Below are 26,867 nucleotides of genomic sequence, written 5' to 3'. Positions count from 1 at the left end.
AGTTTCAATTATTTAAATTGAGGGAAAATGATATAATAAAACTATATAATATGTTCGGGGAGAAAACATGGTGACAAAAACATATAAAAGCCATAAGAACAGACATGAAAATTTGCTGGATCTGTTTCCGTGTGCCCTTTATGTTATAAGGGACACGGTCGTAATTGATTGCAATAACGCTGCCGTAAAGATATTTGGTTATGAGAGCAAAAAAGAGATCATAGGCAGAAGGCTGTATGAATTGTCGCCTGAGAAACAACCGGACGGAAGTTCTTCAATTGATAAAGGTGAGAAGATTTTCAAAAACGCTCTTGGCAGTGAAGACAAGATATCCTTCAGATGGATGCATAAAAGAAAGGACGGAAATGACTTTCCGGCTGATATAAGAATTGTTAATGAAAACGGAACTCTCTACGCCGTCATGACAGATATCAACGAGACGGAACAGTTGAAAGGACAGCTTACCGAAAAAGATTATCTTAACAAGGATTTAATGCCGGTATTTAAAAAAATCCTGGAGAATACTTCAGAAGGCGTGGTAATTACCGATACCGACGGTCATATCCAATGGATAAATACTGCTTTTAATAAAATAACCGGTTATTCCTTGCCGGAAGTAAAGGGCAGGAAAATGAACATACTGAAGTCAGGGATTCAGGATCAACACTTTTATAATGAAATGTGGGAGCAAGTGAAGAATAAGGGCACATGGAGCGGAGAGATATGGAACAAAGCTGAAAACGGAGAACTCTACTCTGAATGGCTGACCATAAGCAGCATAAAGGATGAAGAAAATAAAACCACCCATTATGTCGGCATTTTCAAAGATCTTTCGGAAAAGAAGAAAATTGACAGAAGAATGGCTGAACTGCAGCAAAAAGACCTTTTGACAGGATTGTACAACCGTGGGCACTTTCTGCAGCTTGTGGACAAGCATATTAAAACCCGCAAGGACAATGAGCGATTTTCAGTCATTTTTATAGATATAGAAGGCTTTAGGGAAATCAATAGCTCTCTGGGGCATCATATCGGGGACAAGCTATTGATTGAAATTTCAAAGCGATTGCTGCTGGTAATAAAGGATAATAGTATTTTATCCAGATATAGCGGAGATGAGTTTGTGATTCTGTCAAAATCCATTGGCGAGGAAACGGATGTGGTCAACTTGGCGGAAAAGCTGCTGGAGAGCATCAGGCAGCCATTTATGATAGAAAATACGGTATTGAATATTGAAACTAATATTGGAATCAGCAGGTTTCCCGATGACGGCAGGGATGCGGAAACCTTGATAAGATATGCAGAAACGGCTCTGTATAAGAAAAATGGCCGGTCAGAAAAGAGAATATTCTTTTATTCCGAGGACATTTCCCGCGAAATTGAAGAGAGATTTCGGATGGCCAACCTTTTGACAATGGCAATATCCAACTCAGAGATGTCAGTTTATTATCAGCCGATATTTGATGTGGGAAATCCTAAGAATATTGTAGGAGCGGAAGCGCTGCTGCGATGGGATAATCCTGTTTTTGGCAGGGTATCCCCGGATGTATTCATACCTCTGGCAGAAAAAACCGGACATATTAAATACATTGGAGAATGGGTGCTGGAACAGGTATGCAAGCAAATCAACCTTTGGAAGCAAAAAGGTTACGGTATCTTTCCTATAGCGGTTAATATTTCGGTAGAGCAGTTGGAACACGCAGAGTTTTGCAAAAGAGTTATGGAAATTATAGAAAAAAATAATGTCAAACCCGATAACATCGAATTGGAAATAACTGAAAGAGTATCTTCCGGCGACCTGGCAACGATTGTCAAGAACCTTAAGGGGCTGAAAAAGTACGGCATTAAATTCTCCATGGACGATTTTGGTACGGGTTTTTCTTCCCTTGGGCAGATTGATCTTTTTGAGTTGGACAAGTTGAAAATAGACAAGATATTTATTGACGGCCTGCTTAATGTTTCAAAAAAGCAAAACCTGGTTAAATCTATAATAGCGATGGCGAAAAGCTTGAATTTAACCGTGGTGGCAGAGGGAATTGAAACCAGTGAGCAATTGTTATATTTAAAAGAAGCCGGATGCCAGTTGGGGCAAGGATACCTGGTGAGCAGACCGCTGCCGCCGGAAGAAATAGATAGTCTATTGCATACATAATAAAAAGATAATTAAAGGCTGTAACGCAAACCAGGACTCAGAGTTAAAGGAGAGAAGATACGTAACATATGACTGAATATGATATATTTAAGCAAGTGACAGAGCCCTATGAAAAGGTGTTTGATATTATACGGGTTGTTGACCCGATAGCCAGGAAGTCAATCACCCTTGAGGAAGATAAGTTAATATACCGAAATATTGACTGTTACGCATTTTGGGAAACCAGTGAGATGTGCAAGGAATGTATTGCCGAAAAGGCTTTAAAAGAAAATAAAACTTTTGTAAAGATACAGTATGACATGGAAAAGATGCACATATTTTTTGCAACACCTGTAAAAATACAAGGAAAGGCAATGGTCATAGAATTGCTTAAGGATGTTACTGGAAATCTGCTTTTTGAAACGGTTGACAGGGAAAATGAGCATGAGATAAGGAATATTACCAACGACATAAACAGTATTTTGCTGAAAGATTCCTTCACCAACTTATACAACAGAAGATACATGAATAAAATGCTTCCTGTTGAAATAGCTCGCAGCAATGAAAGCAACCAATATCTGACTATTGTCATGGTGGATATCGATGACTTCAAAAGCATAAATGATACATACGGCCACTATGTGGGTGACCTTGTCATTAAAAAGTTCAGTGATGTTATGATTGAATCCATTAGAAATGAAACTGATTGGATAGCACGGTACGGTGGGGATGAGTTTTTAATATGTTTACATAATGTAAATGATAAACAGGCCGGCAAGATAGTGGAGAGAATAAGAAAAGAAGTTGAAAATATGACAGTAAAAGCTGATGATATATTAATAAAGGTGACGGCTTCCTTTGGCCTGGTTACTGTCAAGGATACCACATTGGAATCTGATGACTTAATAAAGCTGGCAGACAGCAAGTTATACGAAGCCAAAAAGCAAGGCCGCAATAAGGTGGTTCAATAAGGGTTATAAGACAGTCGGAATACTGTCTTTAACTATATAAAATAATTATACGAGCAGGAAAATCACCAGGAGTATTGAAAGCAGAACTGGAGATTTGTTACTTGTATTTCTTCCACGACCATTGGTTTAAGCACGATTTCCCTGCTCAGAATTTCTGAGAGGGGGATTACAATGCAAAATCATCCAATTATTAAGCTAATCAAGGAGTCAAATTACCTACCCCAAATACCAAAGGCATTTGGCGAAACTTTGAACATGCTGTTGGAACCCAGTGAATTTGACATGAATGAATGCATTGAGAAGATATCCAGTCTTCCCAGGTTAGAAGCAATTTTAATACAAGTCTTAAACTATGGTACGAAGTTAAACCGTGAAATATTGACCTTGAAAGACGCAGTTCTATATTTGGGCGCAAAAAATGTCAGGACCATTGCCATCATGTTCATAACCCGATTATTATTATCAAATAAGGATGGAAGAACTAAAATATTTAATAATAGAGCATACTGGAAGCATTGCATCGGCACTTCCATCGCCGGTCACATGATTGCAGTCGAAACCGGCTTGTGTGATAAGGATAAAATGTTTACATATGGATTAATACATGACATTGGTGTGACAGTTTTAGATATATGCTTGCCGGAACACCTGGATAAAATTTTTTCACTGCAGTTAAAAGGATTGCATCAGGTGGCAGCAGAAAAGATTGTATTAAGCGGACTGACACATATGGAAATCGGAATGTGGCTGTGCGATGAGTGGGGATTGCCGGAGGAAATCAAGGATATAGTCAAGTATCATCATACTCCATTCATAAACAGCAATACTAATAATGAAATCAGGATATTGCACTTGGCAGATGCTATAAGCACCAACTATTACGAGAGGTTGTTAGGAAACAATAAGAATTTTATCTATCTGGACAAAACAATGGAGCTTTTAAACCTTTCTAAAGAATTTGTAGACGATATAGCAAGGAGGCTGCCCAAGGAAGTGGACAAAGTAGATCGTATTGTAAGCTTTGATTTGTAAGATGCCTTAAAGGCTCTGAACGCTGTCTGAAACAACAGCAAAAGATAGGATGAAGAGGACGTTTGAGTAAAGTTTAAGTGCGGAGGCTTGCATGAACAGCGATAGGAATGTTGACTCTTACAAAAGATTTTACACAGATATGAATTTTGACAGAGCAGGGCTGTTTGAGGCATTAAAAAGGACATATGACTGCAGTACTGTCTTATATCCGGGCTGCTCGATACATATAACCCCTTCCTTTTACTTCCCGCATGTCATATATGTAGACAAAAGCGCAGCTGCAGAGGAGTTCTTTAATGATGCGCGAAGTATTTTGGAATTTGTAAACAGCAATAAAAAATATAAGCAATCTGCATATATTCAGTTTATTCATGGAGATTATACCAAACCGCTGCCAGTAAGGGAAGAAAACTACGATTTGCTGATTTCGTTATATGCCGGTGAAATTTCGAAATCATGCATAAAGTATGTAAAGCCCGGTGGGATTATTTTGACCAATAATCATCATAGGGATGCGGAAGACGCGTTGGGAGATTCTATGGCAATTCTGGATGCGATCGTCTATAAAAGGGGCAGAAAATACGTAATCGATAAAAATGCCAGTAAAAATCACACCGAAATATATAACAAGCATGGAAAATCAAAAAGGGATATGAAAAATACAAGCAGAGGAATGGAATACGTAGATAATCAATGTTATTTTGTGTTAAGAAAGAATAAATAATAACATGGGCTTGACTGATTCGGTAATGTACAAAGAAAAGCATGAGCTTTATAAAAACTAAATAACTTGGAAGTAAAATCATGAAGGTGCAGCCATTTAACTTAGGGGATGCTGCCGGAGAAAACCCGTCATGAATTTCGTGCAAATAGGTATTGACTAGCGCCTTGGGGGTTGGTCTATGATAATTTCGAGGTGATGGAAATGTTTATTAAAGATGTCTGCAAAGAATGCAAACTGACGAAGAAGGCTGTTGAATATTACGAAGAACAAGGGTTGATTTCTCCGGCGGTTGAAGACAACGGATATCGCAATTACAGCGATGATGATGTTGCTGCATTAAAGGAAATCAGTGTGCTAAGAAAATTAGGCATCAGTGTTGGCGATATCAAGGATATTCTGGCCAGCAATAACAAAAGAGCTGCCCTGGCAAAATGCAAATACAAGGCTGATTTGGAAGTGGAGAAATCCCTGGCCAAGAAAAAATGTCTGGAGCAGTTGATGAAAGATTATGATATTGACCAGACGGCTGCCTATGTTGAAGATAACATTGAAAAGCATTTTACAATTAAGGAAAGGCTGCTTCAAGCTTTCCCAGGCGTCTATGGAATGTATTTATGCCTGCACTTCGGGCAGTTCCTTGACGGACAGATTGATACCGATGAAAAACAAGAGGCGTACAATAAAATTATTGACTATCTGGACGGAATTCAAAAAATAGAATTCCCGAAAGAGGTGGAAGAATATCTGTGTCAATTTTTCGAGCAGTCGGAGCAGGCAATGGAAAAACTCAATTCAGCAATTATGGAGGCTGTAAATAATACCGATGAGTATCTGGAAAGGAACAAGCAATCCATTGATGAATATCTGAAATATAGAAATTCGGATGAATTCAAAAAAACACCGGCTTATGAAATGCGGCAATTGCTGTCCCAATTCCTTCAAGAGAACGGCTACTATGATATATTTGTTGAGAATATGAAAATATTGAGCAATTCCTATAGAGAGTATTTTGATAAGCTCCAGGCTGCAAACAGAATTTTCATGGATAAATATCCTCAAGTCAAATAATACTTGCGAATCGGGGGGCGGGAAACTGCGGTTTGCCGAACCCCTTTACTTTTTTATGAAAGATTCCATGAAAACTGGCTATTGACATCATAGGAAAAGAAGTGATATATTAAGGAATAGTTAACTAGTTAATAATTATAATGTTAACTATAAACCAACTAATGAAATGTGCTAAAAGGTGGTGAGAAGGAAGGAAATGGTACCTAACCAGATTAACCGAAACCTTATTAAAGAAACCGTACAACTGATGATTGGTTTGGTGATAAAACACAGGAAAGTCATGCAGCATTATCTCCAGGAGACAGGGGTTTACCAAGCTCAGCACCATTTGCTGATGAAAATCTCCCATAACCGGTACGCCTCGCAAAAAGAGCTTGCCGAGTCGATGGAGGTATCGACGGCGACAATAGCGGTTTCCCTGAAAAAACTTGAAAAAGGGGGATATATCAAGAAAATCATGGACGAGGAGGATAACCGGCTCAATCAGATTATCATCACTGAAAAAGGAAATAAAGTAGTGGAACAGAGCAAGCAAATCTTTGAGTCGGTGGATCAGAAGCTCTTTGACGGGTTTACCGAAAAAGAGTTATCTACCTTGTCTTCCTTGCTGCGAAAGCTGGACTCTAATTTGGCCAGGATGGAAGAAGAAATAAAATGAAAATTATATAAAACAAGTTAAATAGTGAGTTAATTAAGCATCATATTAAGTTTTAGGTTTGAAGGAGTTAAAAATTTATGAAAAGATATTGGAAATATGTTAAACCATATCTTCCCGCATTTATCATAGGACCCGTTCTTATGATTGTTGAGGTTATAGGTGAGGTAGTCATGCCGCTCCTGCTCAGCAATATCATCGATAAAGGAGTAAATGGAGGCAGGAGCATTTCTTATATAATCATGATGGGTGTGGCAATGGTGATAACAGCGTTCATCATGATGGCGGGAGGTACCGGAGGTGCTTTTTTTGCCATCAAGGCATCCTCAGGATTTGCCAACGATTTAAGGAAGGACCTTTTCAACAAAATTCAGAAGTTTTCCTTTGCCAATATTGACCGATATAGCACAGGCTCTTTGGTCACACGGTTGACCAACGACGTAACCATGATACAGGATATGATCCAGATGATGCTGAGGATGGCTTTGAGGGCTCCGGGCATGTTTATCGGTGCGCTAATTATGGCCTTTTCATTGAATCCCAAGCTGGCAACGGTTATAATGTGCATCATTCCCATATTGGCATTCACCATCTACTGCATAATAAAGACCGGATTTCCTCGCTTTGAAGCCATGCAGAAGAAGCTGGACGCATTAAATACCGCCACCCAGGAGAATCTGACGAATATCCGGGTTGTCAAATCCTTTATACGGGAGAAGTATGAGGAGGAGAAATTCAAGAGGGCAAACACGGACTTGAAGGACAGTACAATCCACGCACTGAAGGTAGTCATTTTTGCCATCCCAGTGGTAACCTTGGCTATGAATGTCACAACCTTAGCTGTTGTATGGTTTGGCGGCAGGCAGGTTATAGCGGGAAGCATGACCACAGGAATTCTTACCGCATTTGTGAATTATGTGGTCCAGATTTTGATGTCTTTGATGATGGTTTCCATGATTATTCTGAACAGCTCCAGAGTGCTGGCATCGATAAAGCGTATTAATGAGGTTTTCAACACAGATATCGACCTTACGGATGAACATGCTTCCAGAAAGGATTTGACTGTAGCCCATGGCAAGGTTGAATTCAGAAACGTGTGCTTTAAATACTACAAAAATAACGCAAAATGGGTTCTTGAAAACATTAATCTGGTAATAAACCCTGGAGAGACGGTGGGAATCATCGGGTCAACAGGTTCCGGCAAGTCCAGTCTTGTACAGCTTATTCCCAGGCTGTACGATGCAGACCAGGGGGAAGTGCTGGTGGACGATGTGAATGTGAAGGATTACTCCTTGAAGAATCTCAGGGACGGAGTCGGCATAGTGCTCCAGAAAAATGTCCTTTTTTCCGGCACAATTAAGGAAAACCTCAAATGGGGAAATGAAGACGCGGATGACGAATTGGTATGCAAGTTTGCGGAGAGCGCGCAGGCCCATGGATTTATCTCATCCTTTAAAGATGGATATGAAACTGAGTTGGGCCAAGGTGGTACCAACGTTTCCGGCGGACAAAAGCAGAGATTGTGCATTGCCAGGGCGCTGCTGAAAAGGCCTAAAATCTTAATTCTGGATGACAGCACCAGCGCAGTGGACACGGCAACAGAGGCAAAAATCAGGGAAAGCCTGAGAAATGAATTGAAGAACACGACGAAAATCATCATTGCCCAGAGAATTTCTTCTGTGATAGAGGCAGACAAAATCGTGGTGATTGATGACGGAAAGATCACCGGAATAGGCACCCATGAAGAATTAATGAGAGATTGTGAAGCATATAAGGAGATTTACTATTCGCAGATGGATAAGGAGCATCCCCAAATGAACAAGGAGGTGACGGCATAATGGGTCGTATTAGCGAGGAAAGAAAAGAGGCATTGCTGCGCAGGTATGGAGGCAAGAACGCAGGAGGCCCGTCTTTTGGTCCGGGAGGACCGGGACCTAGGGGGCGAAGGCCGGGAGGTCCTGGAGGGCCGGGACGCTTTCATGGCGCCATGGGCGGCGGAAAACCTAAAAACGCATTCGGAGTAATCAGAAGATTGTTTGCATATATCGGCCGGGATAAGATAAAAATACCATTTGTTTTTGCCTGTGTACTGGGCAGTTCTCTGGCTGGCTTGGGAGGCGGCTATATTTTGCGTCCTGTAATCAACAATCTGGTAGATCCGGCCAAGTCCGCAGAAGAGAAGTTGATGAATCTTGTGATGGGCATCCTGGTGATGGCAGGCATTTACGCTGTTGGTACCATATGTACCTACCTGCAGCAGAGAATTATGATAGGAGTATCCCAGAATGCGCTGGTTAAGATCAGGGAAGACTTGTTCGGCAAAATTCAGAAGCTCCCGGTGAAATTTCATGATACCCATACCCATGGTGAAATCATGAGCCGTTTTACCAACGACTTGGATTCAGTGGGCATGATGCTTAATAATACGCTGTCCCAGATATTTTCCGGCGTTGTCACCCTGATAGGCACAATCGTACTGATGTTTGTCACCAACTGGATTCTGGCAATAATTACCATTCTGACAGTGCCGGCATTGATATATGTAGGCGGATTTATCGGCAAGCAAAGCCGCAAATATTATATAGGTCAGCAGCAGGCTCTGGCTGCTGTCAATGGGTACATCGAGGAGTCAATAACCGGACAGAAGGTTATAAAGGTCTTCAACCATGAAGATACGGCTATGGAAGAATTCGAATTATTAAGCGATGACCTGCGGGGCAAGCAGTTTAAGGCACAGTTTTTCGGCGGTATCATGGGACCTGTTATGGGCAATTTAAGCCAGGTAAGCTATGCAATATCTGCAACCATCGGTGGTATCCTGTGTCTTACTGCAAATTTTGATATCGGAGGGCTCACGATATTTACCAATTATTCCAGGCAGTTTTCAAGGCCTATCAATGAATTGTCCATGCTGGTGAATACCATTTTCGCGGCTCTGGCGGGAGCAGAAAGAGTGTTTGATGTGATGGATGAGGCACCTGAAGCGCCAGATCCGGAGGATGCGGTGGAGATATGCTCCGAGGCACATCCAAAACAGGGTGCTGTACCGATAAAAGGTGAGGTGGTGCTGAAGGATGTGACTTTCGGCTATACCCCTGATAAGACCGTACTGAAGCGCATCAACGTGACGGCAAAACCCGGCCAGAAAATCGCCTTTGTCGGTTCTACCGGTGCAGGCAAGACGACCATAACCAACCTCATCAACAGGTTTTATGAAATAGAGGAAGGACAGATATTGATTGACGGCATAGATATCAAAAAAATCAAGAAGGAGTCATTGAGAGGCAATATAGCTATGGTGCTCCAGGATACCCATCTGTTTTCCGGAACGGTGAGGGAGAATATCCGCTACGGACGGCTTGATGCCACCGATGAGGAGGTAATAGCCGCTGCCAAGATAGCCAATGCCCATTCCTTTATAGAAAGATTGTCGGAGGGATATGACACGGTTCTGGAAGGGGACGGCGCCAACCTGAGCCAGGGTCAGCGCCAGCTTTTGAATATTGCGCGGGCGGCCATTTCGAAAGCTCCTATCCTGATACTCGATGAAGCCACCAGCTCTGTTGACACAAGGACGGAAAAGCATATCGAGCAGGGAATGGATAGGCTGATGAAAGACAGGACTACCTTTGTAATCGCCCATAGGCTTTCCACCGTGCGGAATTCCAACATGATCATCGTGCTGGAACAAGGTGAGATTGTAGAGCAGGGTACCCATGAGGAACTCCTGGCAATGCGCGGAAGATACTATCAGCTCTACACGGGGGCGGTTGAACTGGACTAGCAGGGAGGACCGTGTATTGCTTCATATATAAAGTCAGAAAAATAATACCGGCTGCTGGCATACATGCTATGACGGCAGCCGTTCTGATCATGAGCAATATAAATAACAGGCAGTGATAATCATAATAATGCATAAACACTGGAAGTTGCAATCAATAGTAATCGCAAATGATGGTAAAGGCAACAATGGTAATCATAACAATAAGTATTCACAATAATAATCATAAATGGACAGCAATCACAAATACTGATAACAGAAAGCAATGATAATCACAAGTAATGTTTTGATCATAAATAATGTTAATCGCAAATGATGTTAATCCTACGCAGCAATTATGTGTAATAATCGCAAACAATGTTAACCACAAATAAATGTTAATCATATATAATGTTGTTCATAGATGATTTTAATCAAACAAGCCTTATAATCACAGGCTTTATCTAGGAGGGATTTGCATGCAATTTCCGAAGCTTTCTGCCCAATTATTATTGAAAAGGCTGGAACCACCAGCCGGAAAGGTGAGAATGGTGCTGGACACGGATACATATAATGAAGTGGACGACCAGTTCGCCCTGACCTATGCTCTTAAATCAAAGGAAAAGATAGATCTTGAAGCGGTATATGCAGCACCCTTTTATAACGAAAGATCCACAAGTCCTAAAGAGGGTATGGAATTAAGCTATACTGAAATCCTGAAAATCCTCGGTATGTTGAAGGTTGATGCAAACAATTTTGCTTTTAAAGGCTCCACCGATTATCTCAAGAATATTGAAAAGCCGGAAGAGAGTGATGCGGTCAGGGATTTGATCAACCGGGCAATGAAATCCGATGATGATGATCCCCTCTATGTAGTCGCAATCGGCGCTATTACCAATATCGCTTCCGCCATGCTGATTGAGCCGGACATCATAAGAAAAATAGTTGTCGTATGGCTGGGAGGAAACGCGTTATTTTGGGACAATGCTACGGAGTTCAACTTGTCCCAGGATATATTATCTGCCCGCATCGTCTTTGACAGCGGAGTGCCGTTGGTGCAAATTCCATGCGCCGGTGTCACCACCCATTTATTGACGACAATTTCCGAGCTGGAACAGTACATAGATGGTAAAAGTGAAATTGGCACTTACCTTACAAGTATAGTCAGGAGCTATACAAACGACCCCTTTGCATGGTCAAAGGTTATCTGGGATATTTCAACCATCGCATGGCTGATAAATCCTGGCTGGGTTCCCACTCACCTGGTTCACAGTCCGATCATTACAGACCATAATACCTGGAGCTTCGACCAATCCCGGCATTTTATCAGAAGTGCGTACTTTATATATAGAGATCCCATATTTGCAGATCTGTTTAGAAAGATTGCGAATTAAAAAATCATACAGCTGTGCGTCCTGCTTTTTCGGCATTGATGCAAGATACTGGGGAAGGGAAGGATTATGATGGAGGGTCAAGTAAAAATACTGGTCATCGGAAGCATCAACATGGACCTGGTTATGAATATTGAAAGAGTTCCCCTGACAGGTGAAACCGTGCTGGGGTATGAATATTCCTATATTCCCGGAGGAAAAGGCGCAAATCAGGCTGTTGCCGCGGCAAGGCTTAACGGAAAGGTCACTTTTTGCGGCCGTGTCGGCGACGATGCTAACGGAGAAGTATTATTGCGCAATCTGAAGGACAATGGTGTGGACACATCTTTTATTATAAAGGACAATACCAGTCAGACAGGGCTTGCAGCCATACCCGTGGAATCCAACGGTGATAACCGGATTATCGTCTTCCCGGGAGCCAATAGCCGTATTACAAAGGAGGATGTGGACAATGCTCTGGAGAAATCCTATGATGCGCTAATGTTGCAGCTGGAAATCCCCCTGGACATAGTATATTATGCCTTTGAAAAGGCTTCGGCGAAAGGCATTCCTGTCGTTTTGGACGCAGGACCGGCGGTAAGAATTGATCTCTCCAGGCTAAAAGGCATCCACGTCATAAGCCCTAATGAGAGTGAAGCTGCCGCTTTGACAGGTATGCAGGCAGATAATGCCGAGGGTGCGGTCAGAGCTGCAAAGGCGCTGGCAGAATTGACTGAAGCATCGTATGTTGTCATCAAAAGGGGTGACAAGGGAGCGCTTTTGTATAAAGACGGAGAATATGAAATTTTCCCGGCCTATAAGGTAAAAGCAGTGGATTCAACCGCTGCAGGAGATTCCTTCACTGCTGCCATGACATTAAAAATGATGCAATCCGGCGATATAAGAGAGGCGATTAAATATGCCAATGCCGTAGGTGCATTATGCGTCAGCAGGAAAGGAGCTCAGCCTTCTCTGCCTACGGCTGAAGAGGTGGCTGAGTTTTTGATCTCAAAGGGGCTTGAAGGATAGCAGATATTTATTTTAAAGGCCTAAACATAAACATGAAATGCATGGGACAAAGCTGATTAAAACGAATGGGGCATTTCATTTGTCAGGATAATAATTAGTATAACCACTCATGCTTGCAAAGCGCATCCAATAATGAAAATAACATTTTTATTTTCATGTTGATCTATATAGGTATAAGGGCAGGATAATGCATGCTTTGCCTGAGCTCAATTCAGGCAAGCTGCATTTGCTTTTATTCCCATTTATATTTATACTACTTGTAGTGGTTAAGACAATATGCGCAAAAAATAGGAGGCTAATATTCATGTTTATGTATGTGTTTTCAATAGTAATTGTTGTAGCATCAAATGTTCTGTATCATATATGCCAGAAATCCACGCCAAATAATGCCAATCCTTTTACGGCATTATTTACTACCTATGTGACTGCTGCAATTCTGACCTTTGCTGCATCCCATTTTTACAAGACAGAGGCAGGCTTTTTTCAATCCTTCAAGGGGTTAAACTGGACGAGCATTGTGCTTGCCATCTCAATTGTCGGACTGGAGTTGGGCTACATGCTGGTATATAGAGCAGGATGGAATATAAGCGTAGGGTCATTGGTAGCCAATATTATCCTGGCATTGATTCTTATTCCCATAGGAGTAATGTTTTTTAAGGAAGACTTTGGATTGAACAAGATACTGGGATCAATATTGTGCATCATAGGGCTTTTTCTCATAAACAGGTAATTAAAGCTCATAAGTCTAGTTTATTGGTAAATTTCCCTTTGAGTTTTCCATCAAATGAAAGTTCCCCCGGCAAGGGGGGTATGCTGTGCTTCCAGGAGCAAAATCCATCGCCGGGGGAACTTTGTGATAAGGAAAATTCTATAAGATTAAAGCTTCCAATATTTTTATGTCTAATTTACTGTATCCATTCTATAGTTGAGTTTTGCATGATAAGGGGGAAGAATATCTGCAAAACATTTTATATGGTTATTTATTGGATGCTTCAATTCTCTTGTTTCTGAAATAAAGACAAATATCTGTCCCTACCATGATGACATTGGGGAAGTAAAACCAGAAAGCCAGATTATATGTGCCGGAAATGCATTTTGATGCAATCCCGCAGATATATCCGAAGAATATAAAGCACATAAAAAACAGGCTTTTTCCTTTAGTTGAGCGGGAACGGTATGACCTTATTATGGAAAGCGGCCATGAGATTCCGAAGCTCACTATCATTAAAGTTTCCAAAACACTGGCTAATTCATTCATGTCAAATTTCCGATGCCAGCCGCAATTTCAGAAGGCCAAAGCCCATGAAATTGAATTTGGCATCAGAGTCCTCCTTTCTAAAATGATGGGCGAAGCTGCAGCTTATCGCCAGTATTATTTATCGTGCCTACGAGTATATATCGGCAATAGTTTGGGAGAAATACAGCTGCTTTTTATCCCTGCGGCTTCCATTTCTTTTGAAAACCTGCTTACATGGTCAAGGGTGAGTCGGCCCAACTTTACTTCTTTGCATCTCTTTGCGGCATTTTTACCGGCGTTCCGTCCGAATACAATTACATCCAGGAGGGAGTTACCCATGAGACGGTTTCTGCCGTGGATACCTCCGGCTACTTCTCCGGCAGCATAGAGATTTTCAACGGTAGTAAGACATTCAGCGTTTATCTCCAGACCACCGTTCTGGTAGTGCAGTGTCGGATATACGAGAATAGGTACTTTTCTTATATCAATTCCATATTTTGAATACATGCGAAGCATGCCCGGAATTCTTTTTTCTATCGTACCTTCACCATGAATGATCTCAATCATGGGAGTGTCAAGCCATACGCCGGAACCGGAAGGTGTGGATACACCCTTTTTTCTGTCGTCACATTCCCTGATAATAGAGGCTGCTGAAACATCACGGGTCTCCAGGGGATGCATAAAGGCTTCTCCATTGACATTTACCAGCATGGCACCGAGAGAGCGGACCTTTTCGGTCACCAGAGCTCCGAAAATCTGCTCGGGGTAAGCAGCTCCCGTCGGATGGTACTGAAGCGTATCCGCATAGAGGAGCTTTGCTCCGGCGCGGTAACCCAGAATGAGGCCGTCTGCCGTTGCTCCGTAATGGTTGGAGGTGGGGAAGCCCTGGTAATGCAAACGACCCGCACCGCCCGTTGCGATTATGACCGTCTTGGCCCTTGCCACCATATATTCCTTGGTTTCCATATTCATTAAAACAGCTCCCGCGGCCTTTCCTTCATCGTCAAGGATAAGCTCCACCGCTGAGGTGAAGTCAATCACCGGAATGCCGCGGTTTATAACCTCATCCCTCAAAACACGCATGATTTCCGCCCCGGAATAGTCTTTTGCCGCATGCATCCGCTTGCGGGAAGTTCCGCCGCCATGGGTGGTTATCATAGTGCCGTCGGGAGCTTTATCAAACATAACCCCCAGATCATTCAGCCATTTGATCGCCGAGGGAGCTTCCGTCACAAGTTTGTAGAGCAGTTCAGGCTTGTTGGCATAGTGACCGCCTCCCAGGGCATCAAGATAGTGGATGGCAGGGGAGTCGTTTTCCTTGTCGGCAGCCTGTATTCCGCCTTCTGCCATCATGGTGTTGGCATCGCCTATGCGGAGCTTTGTGACAATCATTACATTAGCGCCGCCTTCGTGCGCTTCGATAGCAGCCGATGCACCGGCGCCGCCACCACCTATAACCAATACATCAACATCATAGTCCACTTTGGAAAGATCTATCTCCTCATCCTTTATACGGCTGTTGCCCTGAAGCAGATCGGCCAGTTCGTCAGGCACTTTGTCTCCCTTGTTAGGGCCGATTTTTAAAACAGAGAAGTTGTCCTGCCTGTAATCGGGATGATATTTATATAATAACTCGTTTTTTTCGCTTTCGGTCATCCTTCTTGGTTCATGACCAAGTCTTTCCTGTCTTGTTGCTTCAACTTTTCTGATAGAATCAAGCATTTCCTGTGTATACATTATCAGCCCTCCCTATTTCTCAATTTCTCTGTTGTTATATAGTTCCTTAAGTTCCTCCACAGGCTTCTGCATTAGCCCTTCCAGCAATTCCTTGAAATCTCCGTTTTCGATTTCGCAAATCCTTTTTTCCAAATGCTCCGAGCCGGGCCTTAAATATTTGCCGGTAAGCCTTCTTGCCAGCAGTGCCACCTGTGGATGGGATATTCCTGCAGGGCAGCGGGAGGAGCAGACTCCACACATTACACAGTCAAAGGACTCTTCCGCACACTTCTCATATTCACCACGCTGGGCAAATGCAATATACTGCATTACATTAAGCTCCTGGGTGCAGCTTTTGGTGCAGGCATTACAGCCGATACACCTGTATATCTCCGGATAAAGCTGCATCATTATTTGCTCTGTAGGCCTGATTTCATTTATGTTGTATATCTGCTTCACCAGAGGGAAAAACGGCAGCGTGGCAATATACATATTTTCCTGAACCTTGGTCTGGCATGCCAGACAGACTTTGAGTTCCCGGTCGTCTTTTATCCTATATATTGTAGCACAGGCACCGCAAAACCCGTTACGGCATCCACAGCCGCGGATGAGCTGATATCCTGCATATTCCATTGCTCCCATAATTGTAAGATTTGCCGGGACTGAATATTTTTTGCCCATCAAAAACACATTAACCATTTGTTCCATAATCCGTATCCTCACTTCCCAATCAATACTCGTTCGGCAGTTCATCCAGCTGGTCGCAGCGGAAAACCGGGCCGTCCTTGCACACATATTTTGAACCTATATTGCAGCGTCCACATTTTCCGATGCCGCATTTCATCTTGAGTTCCATCGTGGTATAAACCTGGGTCTTTTCAAATCCCAGCTCCTGTAGGCCAGCCAGGGTAAACTTGATCATGATAGGCGGCCCGCAAATAATCACTGTTTTATTTGTATCGAAATTCAATTCCTTAACATAATTAGGCACAAAGCCCACATGGCCGTCCCAGCCAGGCTGTTCCCGGTCAATTGTCAGATAGACGTTGGTATCCTGTTCTTTTGACCACTCATTCATGATCTCTTCATAATCCACCAGATCTTCCTTGCTTCTTGATCCGTATACAATGTCGATATGGCCGTAATTACCTCTGTAATGCCTTACATAATTGATAACGGATCTGAGAGGGGCAAGGCCTATACCGCCTGCAATGAACAGCAAATCCCTGCCTTTAAATTCCGTATCCACAGGAAAGCCGTTTCCGTAAGGCCCCCGGATTGTGATCTGCTGTCCTACATCCATATGATGCAGCCATTCGGTAAGGCATCCGCATTTTTTAATGCTGAATTCCATGTATTCAGTGTTGGTAGGGGAGGATGTAATCGAAAACATCGCTTCACCAACTCCCGGTATGGAAAGCATGGCACACTGGCCGGGAATATGCTTAAAGCATACACCTCCGTCCAGGGCGTTTACCCGGAAGGTTTTGACATCGGGTGTATCAACTCTTATATCGGTGACAACACCGAGTTTTGGAATAAGGGCTTCGTTTATGCCTTGTTCACGGTTATACATTTTTATCCACCCCCATAGCTTTAACAACTTTTACAATATTCATCGAAACCGGGCATCCGGCAATGCATCTTCCGCATCCAACACAGGAGTATACGCCGTCGTTGTTGGCAGGGAAGTAAATCAGCTTGTGCATAAACCTCTGCCTGAATCTTTCCAGTTGGCTTGTTCTTGGATTGCCGTGAGCCATTTTTGTAAAATCGGAATACATGCAGGAATCCCAGCAGCGGAATCTCTGAATTCCATGTCCGGTATCGTAATCCCGGATATCATAGCACTGGCATGTGGGACATACAAAGGTGCATGTGCCGCAGCCGAGGCATGCTTCCGAAAGATCCTTCCATTTGGGTGAATTGAACTTATCGTTCAGGGCTTCGCCGTTAAATCCTTCAAGACTCAAGTCATGCAGGGGAAGGCTATCCATGATTTTTTTCACATTCTCTTTATATTTTTTCAGCTTTTCTTCCTCCGGGGAACCGGCGGCTTCAAACAGGTTTTCGGAGGAGCCTGCCTTTTCAATCAATCCTTTTACAGTTTCGGTGAAGGCATCGCCTTTAGCAGTGACAGCCTTCCAGTAGAGCACATCGTCTACGATCCAGGTGGCAATATCGCCGGCAGGATTGGCCGCATCGATACCAAAAACATTGCAGAAGCATGTCTCTTCCGGCTCGCTGCAGGCAAGGGTGATCACAATGCCATTGTCCCGTCTCGCTTTATAATATGTGTCCACCGGCTCCGACAGGAAAACCCTGTCCAAAATATCGAAGCTGGCAGCATCACAGGCGCGGACACCGAATAATATAAAAGCTTCACTATCATCTCTATTTTCAATAATTGTAATTTTCTTTCCCTCAGTTTTAAAAGCGACGAGATTTTCACTCTGGGGGAAGAAAAAATCCTTTGCCGACCTTATGGTATTCAGCTTGTCAAGGCTGACTTTTTCACTTTCGGACCACCTGCCGAACCTTACCTGGCCGTTTTTTTCTATTGGCGCATACAAAGCCCTGTCGCCGGAAATCAAGGAAAAAAGCTGTGTCAAATGGTTTACCGGTATCTTATACATCAATGATCTCCTCCTCTTTCCGCAACAATACCCGGTTCCGGGTCGTCCATTGCAAAGTCCGTAAGGGGTCCGCGGGATTCCGCATCTTTTCCGGCCTGATATTCACCGTAAAGCTCGTTTATATCCTTTATGATTTTACGGTTTAAAAGGTGCAGGGGAATATGCTGAGGGCAGACCCTTGAGCATTCACCGCAATCGGTGCAGCGTCCTGCAACGTGGAATGCACGGATTATATGAAACAGGTTTTCCTCAAAAGCGTCGGTGTTGGCTTTGCTGGCAATGCCGGAGGCATCGTTATCGAATACGCACTTTACGCATGAGCATGACGGACATATATTTCTGCACGCGTTGCAGCGTATGCATTTTGAAAGCTCGTTCCGCCAGAAGGAATAACGTTCCTCAGGACTCATGGCTTCCAGCTTTTTCACCATTTCAAAACGGTCGGTCGTAGATTCGGACGGCTTCGCCGATGCTTCCAGGGTGTCCTGACAGGAACCATCAGTAGGCTTATCGGCACAGACCAGCTCATCATAAGCCATATGCTGTTTCCCTTTGCAGCAGAGGCACTTTTCCAGCAATACATCGCTGCGCCGGCAGCTTTTTTCTCCGTAAATAGTCTGTATCACGAGGCTGTCATCCTCTTCGGAAATCCCTGTGATGCCTTTGATGCCCAAATCCCTGATTTTATTTATATCTATCATTCCGCTGCATTCAATGCCGAGGACATAAACATTGTCTTTCTTTATCCTGTGTTCCTTGACCAGCTGATTAAAGCCGTAGGTGTCGCAGGGCTTGAGCAGCGCTAATATTTTACCGTCCTTTTTGCTTTCACTTATAAGATATTTGCTTAAATTGCTGGCACAGAAGCTGTTATATACCAAGCCTTCCAGCTCTTCCTTACTTTTAAAAACCGCGGGAGTGGGGTCGTAAAAAAACTCGCCGCCGGTCCAGCCGATAATTCTGTTGACGGTTCCGCCGGCAAGCAGCTTTTCGGCTTTATCCTTTATCAATCCAAAAATTCTTTGCATCGCAGATCCCCCAACTTTTTATTTTCACCCAGATCGTGAATGGTCTTTGAAAATTCGTTCATTACGGTAGAAAACTTGACACCTTCCGCTGCTGAAACCCATTCGACCCTTGTCCGGCCCCTTTCAATTCCAAGATAGTCCAGCATGCTGAAAAGCAGAGTCATTCTTCTTCTTGCATAATAGTTGCCTGTCGAATAGTGGCAGTCTCCCGGATGGCAGCCGCATATTATAACTCCATCGGCACCTCTCTGGAACGCCCGAAGAACAAACATCGGGTTGACCCGGCAGGAGCAGGGGACCCTTATGATTTTTACTTCAGCAGGGTAGGACAGCCTGCTCGTTCCTGCCAGGTCTGCGCCGGCATAACTGCACCAGTTGCAGCAAAATGCTACGATCAAGGGCTTAAACTCTCCATTTTTGCTTTTATTTATCGGCATATTGCATCCACCTCCGCCATGATCTGTCTGTTGGTAAAGCCTTTCAAATCCATTGCTCCTGACGGGCAGGTTACGGTACATGCACCGCACCCCTGGCAGATAGCCTCGTTTACCTTTGCAACCCTGCGCACTTCGACCTTTCCTGCGGCTTTAAATTCCTTATCTATGTAAGAAATAGCGCCGTAGGGACAAACCTTTTCGCAGCCTGAGCAGCCGTTGCACAGCATTTCATCGGACCCGGCCACGCAGGGGTTGCTGAGGAGCTTGTCTTTGGAAAGAAGTCCTATAACCTTGGCGGCGGCTGCTGTTGCCTGTGCCACAGTTTCAGGGATATCCTTGGGGCCCTGGCACACACCGGAAAGGTAAACTCCCGCTGTCGGACTTTCCACCGGCCTCAGCTTCGGATGGGCTTCGGTGAAGAAATTGTTGGTATCAATGCTTGCAGTAAGCATTGTGGCAAGGCTCTTTGCGGTTTCATCGGGTTCAATGGCCGTTGCCAGCACCACCATATCCGCTTCTATCACAATCTGCTCATTGGCAAGAAGGTCCGAACCCTGAACCATCAACTTTCCGTTTTTCTCTGCAATCTTGCCGACCATTCCTTTTATATAATTAACGCCGTATTCTTCCGCGGCACGGCGATAGAATTCATCAAAATTCTTGCCCGGTGTCCTGACATCGATGTAGAATACATGAACTTCGGTATCGGGATATTTTTCCCTTACAAGCATCGCATGCTTTGCGGTGTACATGCAGCAAATCTTTGAGCAGTATGGCTTGCCGCATCCCGACGTATCTCTTGAACCCACACACTGTACAAAAACGATGGTGTGGGGATGGTTATTGTCCGATGGCCTGAGCAGCTGGCCTTTTGTGGGGCCTGCTGCGTTCATTATGCGCTCAAATTCCAAAGAGGTTACCACATCCGGAGACAGGGAATAGGAGAACTCATCGAAATTCTCGAGGGAAATCGGTTTAAAACCGGTGGCGACGACAATCGCACCGTACTGCCTTTCGACGATCTCATCCTGCTGAGTAAAGTCAATGGCTCCGGCAGGGCAGCTTTTCTGGCACAAACCGCATTTGCCCGTCTTGAATTTAATGCATTGCTCCCGGTCAATCACAGGAACATTCGGGATTGCCTGGGCAAAGGGTATATAGATCGCAGTCCTGTTGCAAAGCCCCATATTGAATTCGCTTTTAGCTTTTTTTGAAGGACATTTTTCCGTGCACACTCCGCAGCCGCTGCAAAGCTCGGTTTTTATGCTGCGGGCCTTCTTCCTTATCTTGACGGAAAAGTTTCCGACAAAGCCTGAAACGGCTTCTATCTCACTGTAAGTATAGAGGTTTATCTTATCGCTGGATGCGGCATCCACCATCTTGGGGGTAAGGATGCAGGCTGCACAGTCGAGGGTCGGAAAGGTTTTGTCCAGTTGCGCCATCCTGCCGCCTATGGTAGGGGATTTCTCCACAATATCTACTTCATAACCGGCTTCAGCGATGTCCAACGCAGATTGTATTCCTGCAATTCCGCCGCCTATGACCAGCGCACGCTTTGTAACAGAACTTTCTCCTGCCACTAGAGGCTTGTTCAGGTTTAGCTTTGCGATAGCAGTTCTGGCAAGGATGATTGCTTTCTCCGTTGCTTCGTCTTTATTTTTATGGATCCAGGAACAATGCTCCCGGATGTTGGCTATCTCCACCATATATGGGTTTAATCCCGCTGAGGCGGCTGCCTTTCTAAAGGTCTGCTCGTGCATCCTGGGGGAGCAGGAGCAAACCACAATGCCGGTAAGTCCATAGTCCAGTATGGCCTGGCGGATTTTTGACTGACCGCCTTCGGAGCACATGTATTGATAATCGAAGGAATAAACAACGCCGGGTTCATGCTTGACGGCTTCTGCCACTGCTTTTACGTCAACCGTTGCAGCAATGTTGCTTCCGCACCAGCATACAAATACGCCTATTTTTTGCATTAACTCACTTCCATTCTGATGTGTTGGTTATTTGCTGTATTTTCTGAAGGCACTGACGATTGCCTGCTGAGGTATGTTTTCATCCAGCAAGGCGGGTATTTCGTCGGCTTTCAGATGGTTTTCTCCTTGCCTGCGTATTACGGAGAGCCTTGCGGCTTCAATCAGCTTCACAGGCTCCACATTTCTTGGACAGCGCTCCACACAGGCGAAACATGAAAGACATGTCCAGATTGACTTGGACTTCATCAGCTCTTTTATTTTTCCTTTCTCCACCATGGAGACGAATTGATGGGGATGTATATCCATATCATTAAATGCCGGGCATGTGCCGGAGCATTTTCCGCATTTCATGCATTTCCTGGGATTTACGCCGCTGATTCGGATGATATTTTCGGCTATTTCTCTTTCTGCTGCTTGCACTGTTGATCCCTCCTTTACTTAACACCCAGCGCTTCGGCAAGAAGCTCGGTGAAATAACGCACCGGCAATTTCCGCTCCGTGCTGTTGGTATCAAGATTGTACATGCAAAGCGGACATGCGGTTATGATTTCATCAGCACCCTTTTCAGCAGCCGATGAGACGATGGTATTGCATTTCTTTTGCGAAAGGCTCTTTTCGGTTATTGATACATAGCCTCCGCAGCATTCGTTGCGATAGGGATAGACAACAGGAGTGGCTCCGATGGAGCGGATGAAATTTTCCATAATTACCGGGTTCTCGGGATTGTCAAACTGCATTTCATTCCCCGGCCTAAGCAGCAGGCATCCGTAATATGCTCCGATCTTTCTCCCGGTCAAAGGATTTACCACTTTCTTTTTAAGCTCATCAAATCCGACAACATCCCGCAGGAGTTCCAGAAAGTGGATGACCTTGGTTTCTCCCGCGTATTCCTTGTCCGGTTCCAAATAATTGTTGACCTTCATCCTTATGTCTTGGTTGGTCTTCATGTCATTGTTGACTCTTTTTATCACATGGTGGCAGGCGGAACAGAGGGTAACCAAATCCCGGCCGAGACTTCCGGCGGATGCCAGAGCACGGACGGACGAAAGCCTTGTGGCAATCTCATCCTGCGCAAGGGGATAAACCGCACCGCAGCACTGCCAGTCGGGAAGCTCTTCCAGGTTGATTCCCAGTACTTCTGCCGATTTTCTTGCATATTCATCCAGATCTTTTGCCTTTGTTTTAAGAGTACATCCTGGATAATAACTGTAGATCATATCTCATTCCTCACATTTTATTTTCGTATGAATCGATTTGTCGTTACCGGCTGATTCTCGATTGCTTTGATTAGAGTTATCAGCCGACGGAAACACTAGAACAATGTGCTTTATAGTGGCTGTTTCATACCATCTGCTCAGGCTTGAACACCTCGTCGAACTTTTCAGCGGTGAGAAAGCCCAGAGCAACACAAGCTTCTTTCAGGGAAATATTCTCCTGGTATGCTTTCTTTGCCACTTTTGCCGCATTGTCATAGCCTATGTGCGGGTTGAGGGCAGTAACAAGCATGAGAGAGTTATGCAGATTGTGCCTCATTTTCTCCTTGTTGGCTTTGATGCCCACAACGCAATTATCGTTGAAGGAGTTGATTCCATCGGAAAGGAGCCTAACCGACTGAAGAAAATTATATATGCACACGGGCATGAATACGTTGAGCTCGAAATTTCCCTGGGACGCAGCCATGCCAACTGCCACATCATTGGCGATAACTTGTACCGCAACCATTGTGATGGCTTCGCATTGCGTAGGGTTCACCTTGCCGGGCATTATGGAGCTGCCGGGTTCATTCTCGGGGATTTGTATTTCACCGAGGCCGTTGCGGGGACCGCTGGCAAGCCAACGGATATCATTGGCGATCTTCATAAGGTTTGCGGCAAGGGCTTTCAAAGCTCCGTGGGCAAATACTATTTCATCCTTCGAGGTGAGGGCGTGGAACTTGTTTTCTGCGGTTTTAAAATTTTTGCCGGTAAGGCTGCTTACGACCTTCGCGACCTCTTCGGCAAAGCCCTTTGGCGCGTTAAGGCCCGTACCTACTGCGGTACCACCGAGGGCCAGCTCCTTTAATCCCGGCAGGGCAGCTTCCAGCATCGCCCTTGCTTTTTCGATCATATTGCGCCATCCGCTGATTTCCTGAGAGAATTTGATGGGTGTAGCATCCTGCAAATGAGTGCGTCCGCTTTTTACAATACCTTCATTTTCCTCTTCCAGCCGCTTTAAGGTTGCAATCAGTTTGTCCATGGCAGGGAAGAGGCTGTCTTCAATTCCGATGGCGGCTGCAATATGCATAGCTGTCGGAAATGTGTCGTTAGAGCTTTGGGACATGTTTACATCGTCATTGGGATGGAGCAGCTTTTTGCCGCAGATTTCATTCCCACGGTTGGCTATAACTTCATTGGCATTCATATTGGATTGTGTGCCACTGCCCGTCTGCCAGACGACAAGAGGGAAGTGGTCGTCCAGTTTGCCTGAGATAACCTCGTCACAGGCCTTTTCTATAGCAATTTTCTTTTCTTCGCTGAGTTTTCCTAAATTATAGTTTGCAATGGCGGCAGCCTTCTTAAGTATTCCGAAGGCATGAACGATTTCCAGCGGCATTTTTTCCACGCCGATTCTGAAATTCTGAAAGCTTCTCTGGGTTTGTGCTCCCCAGTACCTGTCCGCAGGCACCTGCATTTCGCCCATAGAATCTCTTTCCACACGATATTGCATAGCTGTTGCCTCCTTCACGATAATTGCATTTTCGTTTACCGGTTTATGCCGTCAGTATCAATTTCATAGTTTAATAAAAAATGGCATAAATGGGGTTATTATTTTAACAAAGTATGTTATTTTATTCACAAAATATGTTATTATTTTAACAATCCTTATGTGTTTTGTGAAATATAAAAAAGGCATACCGATATATCTTTATCGGCATACCTATAATGCTGTAATTCTTCAGAATATCCCTTCGGCTCAACCGCGGCATATTGCGGGCTGCGCTGCAGTAGAACCGTATCTATGCATTTTATCTGTTTTGATAACGGTCTTTATTAAAGGCTTGATATGTTTTCAGGTCGTAATCCGGCTTTTGATATCATTCAGGCAGCTTATGAATTTCTTGTCCATTTCGCTGAAATGGTAGCCTTTTTTGTAGACCAGCACATCCTTGTACTTTTTCCTGTTGGCACCGCACTTTTTCTGAACCAGTCCGTACTGCTCCAGAAGGCGCTGAGGAACAGGGGATACCCACATAAAGGTATTGGGAACGTTGCTCAATAGATCAAATTGGGTTTCCCTCTCAAAAGCAAAAATATGCTTGTCCGACAAATCGGACAGCTCTGCTTTCTTTGCATCTATAGGAGACATGGAAGACACAATGGGATCAGCATGGGCGATCTCAATGCATTCCCTCAAATCCGAAGGCTTTAGTTCATCCTTCCCGGCAAGGGGATGGCGCTTCGACATGAGCACCAGATAGGAGAATTCCAGGATCACTTCGGAATCGAGGCCCTTTTCATGAAGAAGGGCCTTGAAATATTGCTCAAATTGCTTCTGATAGCGTATAACGGCAAGGTTGTAATCCTCCTCCAATATATTTTCTATGGCGCTCATGGAATTGGTCTCATTATATATCAGCTCTACCGGCTTATTGCTGCCGATGCCCTTGGCAAACTCCGTAAAAGCGCAGGATATGTAACTGGCCCGGGGAACAGATATGGCAAATCCCTGCCTGTCGATTTTCCTGTCTTTGAATAAGGCTTCCACCTTATCAATCTGGGCAAGGATTTTTTTTGCATGCTGTATGAATTCTTCTCCCTGCGGCGTCAGCAGTATACCCCGGGAAGTGCGCTTGAACAGGGTGACTCCCAGGGATTCTTCCAGGTCTTTAATGGCACGGCTTAAATTAGGCTGCCCCATTAACAGATTTTGTGCGGCTTTGCTTATTGAGCGGGTTTTTTCAACCTCCACCGCATATTTCAAATGCATGATATTAATAGCCATCATTCCTTTATCCAGTAAAATATGTTATTAAAAAATAAGTTACGTTTGCAAAAATATAATATATACATACATTTTATAAATATAGCAAAAAGACGGACAGATTTCATCAATAAGTTTGCGCCTATTTCCTACAAGCCGGATGCAAGATAATCCAGGATATATCCAAGGTTTCTTCATAAAATCTCCACAATCCTGTGGTAAAATTCAAAGACAAACACTGTGGAAGATTTCCGGTAAGCGAAAGTTCACATTGAAAAACCGCTTGGAAATTGAGATTACAGTATCCTTGAAACAAGCCGGCCATCGGCCTTGTATTCTAAAAATAAAATGAAGGTGGTATCGTGATGGGAAAATCAAGTCAGCAAATTAAAAAAGCTCAGGCAGCACAAAAATCAAAAAGGAGAATCTTCACCGCATCGGGGGTGGCAGCTATTTTATTGATTATTGCCATCATCGCGATAAAAGCTAATACCGGAAGCAAAAGCAATGCCGTGAATTCCGGTGGGGATTTGACAATTTTGAAAAGTGAGGTTACGGAGGTTGCAAAGTTTTATCCCTATAAGTTAGGCAAAACCAAAATGGAGGTTCTGGCTATAAAAGCCGATGACGGTACAATTAGAACAGCCTTCAACACCTGTCAGGTATGTTACAGCTCCGGAAGAGGTTATTACAAGCAGGAAGGAAAGGTGCTGGTATGCCAGAACTGCGGCAACAGATTCCAGGCCGATCAGGTGGAGATAATTGCAGGAGGCTGCAATCCAGTACCTATCACGGAAGAATACAAGACTGATGATGGGACTAATATTGTTATTCAGGCTGAAATTTTTGAAGCAGCCAAAGACCTGTTTGCCAACTGGAAAAGATAAAGCCTTTGCTCTTAAATTTGAAAGAGCTGGATTTTAATAAAAGCGGGGGTGCGAGGTTTATGCTTAAACGACTGAAAAAGGCTATAAAAGCTTTTCTGGAAAAGCTCGCAAAGGAAAATGAAGAAGCTTATGGAAAAAATGTACCCGACTGCTGCAGTCTAAACCGGCAGAGCAACATAAGCAGGAAATAACACGTTATAAGCGGGTGAAAACTGGTTATGAACAAGGGAAAAATTGTTATAAGCAGGTGATA

Annotated in this window: 25 protein-coding genes; 13 read left to right on the top strand and 12 right to left on the bottom strand. The window is 44.0% G+C overall.

Annotated elements, in window-relative coordinates; all coding sequences use genetic code 11:
- Window positions 1–67: 67 nt before the first annotated feature.
- The 11 genes from CDO33_RS10055 to CDO33_RS10005 all read left to right on the top strand — a co-directional run bounded on the left by CDO33_RS10055 (window position 68) and on the right by CDO33_RS10005 (window position 13,467).
- Window positions 68–2,149, top strand: coding sequence for a sensor domain-containing protein (locus CDO33_RS10055; RefSeq protein WP_103080751.1), 2,082 nt, complete (start codon window positions 68–70; stop codon window positions 2,147–2,149).
- Window positions 2,150–2,217: 68 nt separating this feature from the next.
- On the top strand, window positions 2,218–3,099 hold the full coding sequence (locus CDO33_RS10050; protein WP_103080750.1) for a GGDEF domain-containing protein: 882 nt from the start codon (window positions 2,218–2,220) through the stop codon (window positions 3,097–3,099).
- A gap of 171 nt (window positions 3,100–3,270) precedes the next feature.
- Window positions 3,271–4,131 carry an HDOD domain-containing protein gene (locus CDO33_RS10045; RefSeq protein ID WP_103080749.1) on the top strand — a complete coding sequence of 287 codons (861 nt, stop codon included), beginning with the start codon at window positions 3,271–3,273 and terminating at the stop codon, window positions 4,129–4,131.
- Between the two features lie 91 nt (window positions 4,132–4,222).
- Window positions 4,223–4,855: a class I SAM-dependent methyltransferase gene (locus CDO33_RS10040; RefSeq protein ID WP_103080748.1), complete on the top strand. Its 633-nt coding sequence runs from the start codon at window positions 4,223–4,225 to the stop codon at window positions 4,853–4,855.
- A gap of 201 nt (window positions 4,856–5,056) precedes the next feature.
- Window positions 5,057–5,923 (top strand): MerR family transcriptional regulator, encoded by an 867-nt coding sequence (locus CDO33_RS10035; protein ID WP_103080747.1) that lies wholly within the window; start codon window positions 5,057–5,059, stop codon window positions 5,921–5,923.
- Between the two features lie 196 nt (window positions 5,924–6,119).
- Window positions 6,120–6,581 carry a MarR family winged helix-turn-helix transcriptional regulator gene (locus CDO33_RS10030; protein WP_103080746.1) on the top strand — a complete coding sequence of 154 codons (462 nt, stop codon included), beginning with the start codon at window positions 6,120–6,122 and terminating at the stop codon, window positions 6,579–6,581.
- Between the two features lie 77 nt (window positions 6,582–6,658).
- On the top strand, window positions 6,659–8,416 hold the full coding sequence (locus CDO33_RS10025) for an ABC transporter ATP-binding protein (RefSeq protein ID WP_103080745.1): 1,758 nt from the start codon (window positions 6,659–6,661) through the stop codon (window positions 8,414–8,416).
- Window positions 8,416–10,362, top strand: coding sequence for an ABC transporter ATP-binding protein (locus CDO33_RS10020; protein WP_103080744.1), 1,947 nt, complete (start codon window positions 8,416–8,418; stop codon window positions 10,360–10,362). The genes CDO33_RS10025 and CDO33_RS10020 overlap by 1 nt, the downstream gene beginning before the upstream one ends.
- A 455-nt stretch (window positions 10,363–10,817) precedes the next feature.
- Window positions 10,818–11,732, top strand: a complete 915-nt coding sequence (locus CDO33_RS10015) for a nucleoside hydrolase (RefSeq protein ID WP_103080743.1) — start codon at window positions 10,818–10,820, stop codon at window positions 11,730–11,732.
- Between the two features lie 66 nt (window positions 11,733–11,798).
- A complete protein-coding gene (gene rbsK / locus CDO33_RS10010; protein ID WP_103080742.1) occupies window positions 11,799–12,737 on the top strand; it encodes a ribokinase in 939 nt (312 codons plus the stop codon).
- Between the two features lie 304 nt (window positions 12,738–13,041).
- Window positions 13,042–13,467 (top strand): EamA family transporter, encoded by a 426-nt coding sequence (locus CDO33_RS10005; protein ID WP_103080741.1) that lies wholly within the window; start codon window positions 13,042–13,044, stop codon window positions 13,465–13,467.
- A 246-nt stretch (window positions 13,468–13,713) separates the two neighbouring features.
- On the opposite strand, the gene CDO33_RS10000 is transcribed toward CDO33_RS10005, so the two are convergent.
- The 12 genes from CDO33_RS10000 to CDO33_RS09945 all read right to left on the bottom strand — a co-directional run bounded on the left by CDO33_RS10000 (window position 13,714) and on the right by CDO33_RS09945 (window position 25,733).
- Window positions 13,714–13,995 carry a PQ-loop domain-containing transporter gene (locus CDO33_RS10000; protein ID WP_103080740.1) on the bottom strand — a complete coding sequence of 94 codons (282 nt, stop codon included), beginning with the start codon at window positions 13,993–13,995 and terminating at the stop codon, window positions 13,714–13,716.
- A 114-nt stretch (window positions 13,996–14,109) separates the two neighbouring features.
- Window positions 14,110–15,711, bottom strand: coding sequence for an FAD-dependent oxidoreductase (locus CDO33_RS09995; protein ID WP_103080739.1), 1,602 nt, complete (start codon window positions 15,709–15,711; stop codon window positions 14,110–14,112).
- A gap of 12 nt (window positions 15,712–15,723) precedes the next feature.
- The gene (locus CDO33_RS09990; protein WP_103080738.1) at window positions 15,724–16,398 is read right to left on the bottom strand and encodes a 4Fe-4S dicluster domain-containing protein; all 675 of its coding nucleotides are present in this window, start codon (window positions 16,396–16,398) and stop codon (window positions 15,724–15,726) included.
- Window positions 16,399–16,420: 22 nt separating this feature from the next.
- Complete coding sequence (locus CDO33_RS09985) at window positions 16,421–17,266, bottom strand: FAD/NAD(P)-binding protein (RefSeq protein ID WP_103080737.1); 846 nt, start codon at window positions 17,264–17,266, stop codon at window positions 16,421–16,423.
- Complete coding sequence (locus tag CDO33_RS09980) at window positions 17,259–18,326, bottom strand: 4Fe-4S dicluster domain-containing protein (protein WP_103080736.1); 1,068 nt, start codon at window positions 18,324–18,326, stop codon at window positions 17,259–17,261. The genes CDO33_RS09985 and CDO33_RS09980 overlap by 8 nt, the downstream gene beginning before the upstream one ends.
- On the bottom strand, window positions 18,326–19,354 hold the full coding sequence (locus CDO33_RS09975; RefSeq protein WP_103080735.1) for a 4Fe-4S dicluster domain-containing protein: 1,029 nt from the start codon (window positions 19,352–19,354) through the stop codon (window positions 18,326–18,328). The genes CDO33_RS09980 and CDO33_RS09975 overlap by 1 nt, the downstream gene beginning before the upstream one ends.
- On the bottom strand, window positions 19,333–19,791 hold the full coding sequence (locus CDO33_RS09970; RefSeq protein WP_103080734.1) for a hydrogenase iron-sulfur subunit: 459 nt from the start codon (window positions 19,789–19,791) through the stop codon (window positions 19,333–19,335). The genes CDO33_RS09975 and CDO33_RS09970 overlap by 22 nt, the downstream gene beginning before the upstream one ends.
- Window positions 19,782–21,767: a CoB--CoM heterodisulfide reductase iron-sulfur subunit A family protein gene (locus CDO33_RS09965; RefSeq protein ID WP_103080733.1), complete on the bottom strand. Its 1,986-nt coding sequence runs from the start codon at window positions 21,765–21,767 to the stop codon at window positions 19,782–19,784. The genes CDO33_RS09970 and CDO33_RS09965 overlap by 10 nt, the downstream gene beginning before the upstream one ends.
- Before the next feature lie 27 nt (window positions 21,768–21,794).
- Window positions 21,795–22,187 carry a 4Fe-4S dicluster domain-containing protein gene (locus CDO33_RS09960; protein WP_274540082.1) on the bottom strand — a complete coding sequence of 131 codons (393 nt, stop codon included), beginning with the start codon at window positions 22,185–22,187 and terminating at the stop codon, window positions 21,795–21,797.
- A gap of 14 nt (window positions 22,188–22,201) precedes the next feature.
- Complete coding sequence (locus CDO33_RS09955; protein WP_103080732.1) at window positions 22,202–22,984, bottom strand: CoB--CoM heterodisulfide reductase iron-sulfur subunit B family protein; 783 nt, start codon at window positions 22,982–22,984, stop codon at window positions 22,202–22,204.
- Window positions 22,985–23,108: 124 nt separating this feature from the next.
- Window positions 23,109–24,473 (bottom strand): class II fumarate hydratase, encoded by a 1,365-nt coding sequence (gene fumC / locus CDO33_RS09950; protein ID WP_103080731.1) that lies wholly within the window; start codon window positions 24,471–24,473, stop codon window positions 23,109–23,111.
- 342 nt (window positions 24,474–24,815) lie between these two features.
- Window positions 24,816–25,733: a LysR family transcriptional regulator gene (locus CDO33_RS09945; protein ID WP_242974859.1), complete on the bottom strand. Its 918-nt coding sequence runs from the start codon at window positions 25,731–25,733 to the stop codon at window positions 24,816–24,818.
- A 359-nt stretch (window positions 25,734–26,092) separates the two neighbouring features.
- Here CDO33_RS09945 and CDO33_RS09940 point away from each other — a divergent pair, with 359 nt between their 5' ends.
- Both CDO33_RS09940 and CDO33_RS21460 read left to right on the top strand, forming a co-directional pair.
- Window positions 26,093–26,614, top strand: a complete 522-nt coding sequence (locus tag CDO33_RS09940) for a DUF2318 domain-containing protein (protein WP_103080730.1) — start codon at window positions 26,093–26,095, stop codon at window positions 26,612–26,614.
- Between the two features lie 59 nt (window positions 26,615–26,673).
- Window positions 26,674–26,805: an LDCC motif putative metal-binding protein gene (locus tag CDO33_RS21460; RefSeq protein ID WP_274540081.1), complete on the top strand. Its 132-nt coding sequence runs from the start codon at window positions 26,674–26,676 to the stop codon at window positions 26,803–26,805.
- Window positions 26,806–26,867 lie beyond the last annotated feature (62 nt).

Source organism: Clostridium thermosuccinogenes, assembly GCF_002896855.1.
Classification (GTDB): Bacteria; Bacillota; Clostridia; order Acetivibrionales; family DSM-5807; genus Pseudoclostridium; species Pseudoclostridium thermosuccinogenes.
The sequence above is the reverse complement of the archived record's forward strand: the minus strand, read 5'-3'. Positions and strand labels throughout refer to the sequence as shown.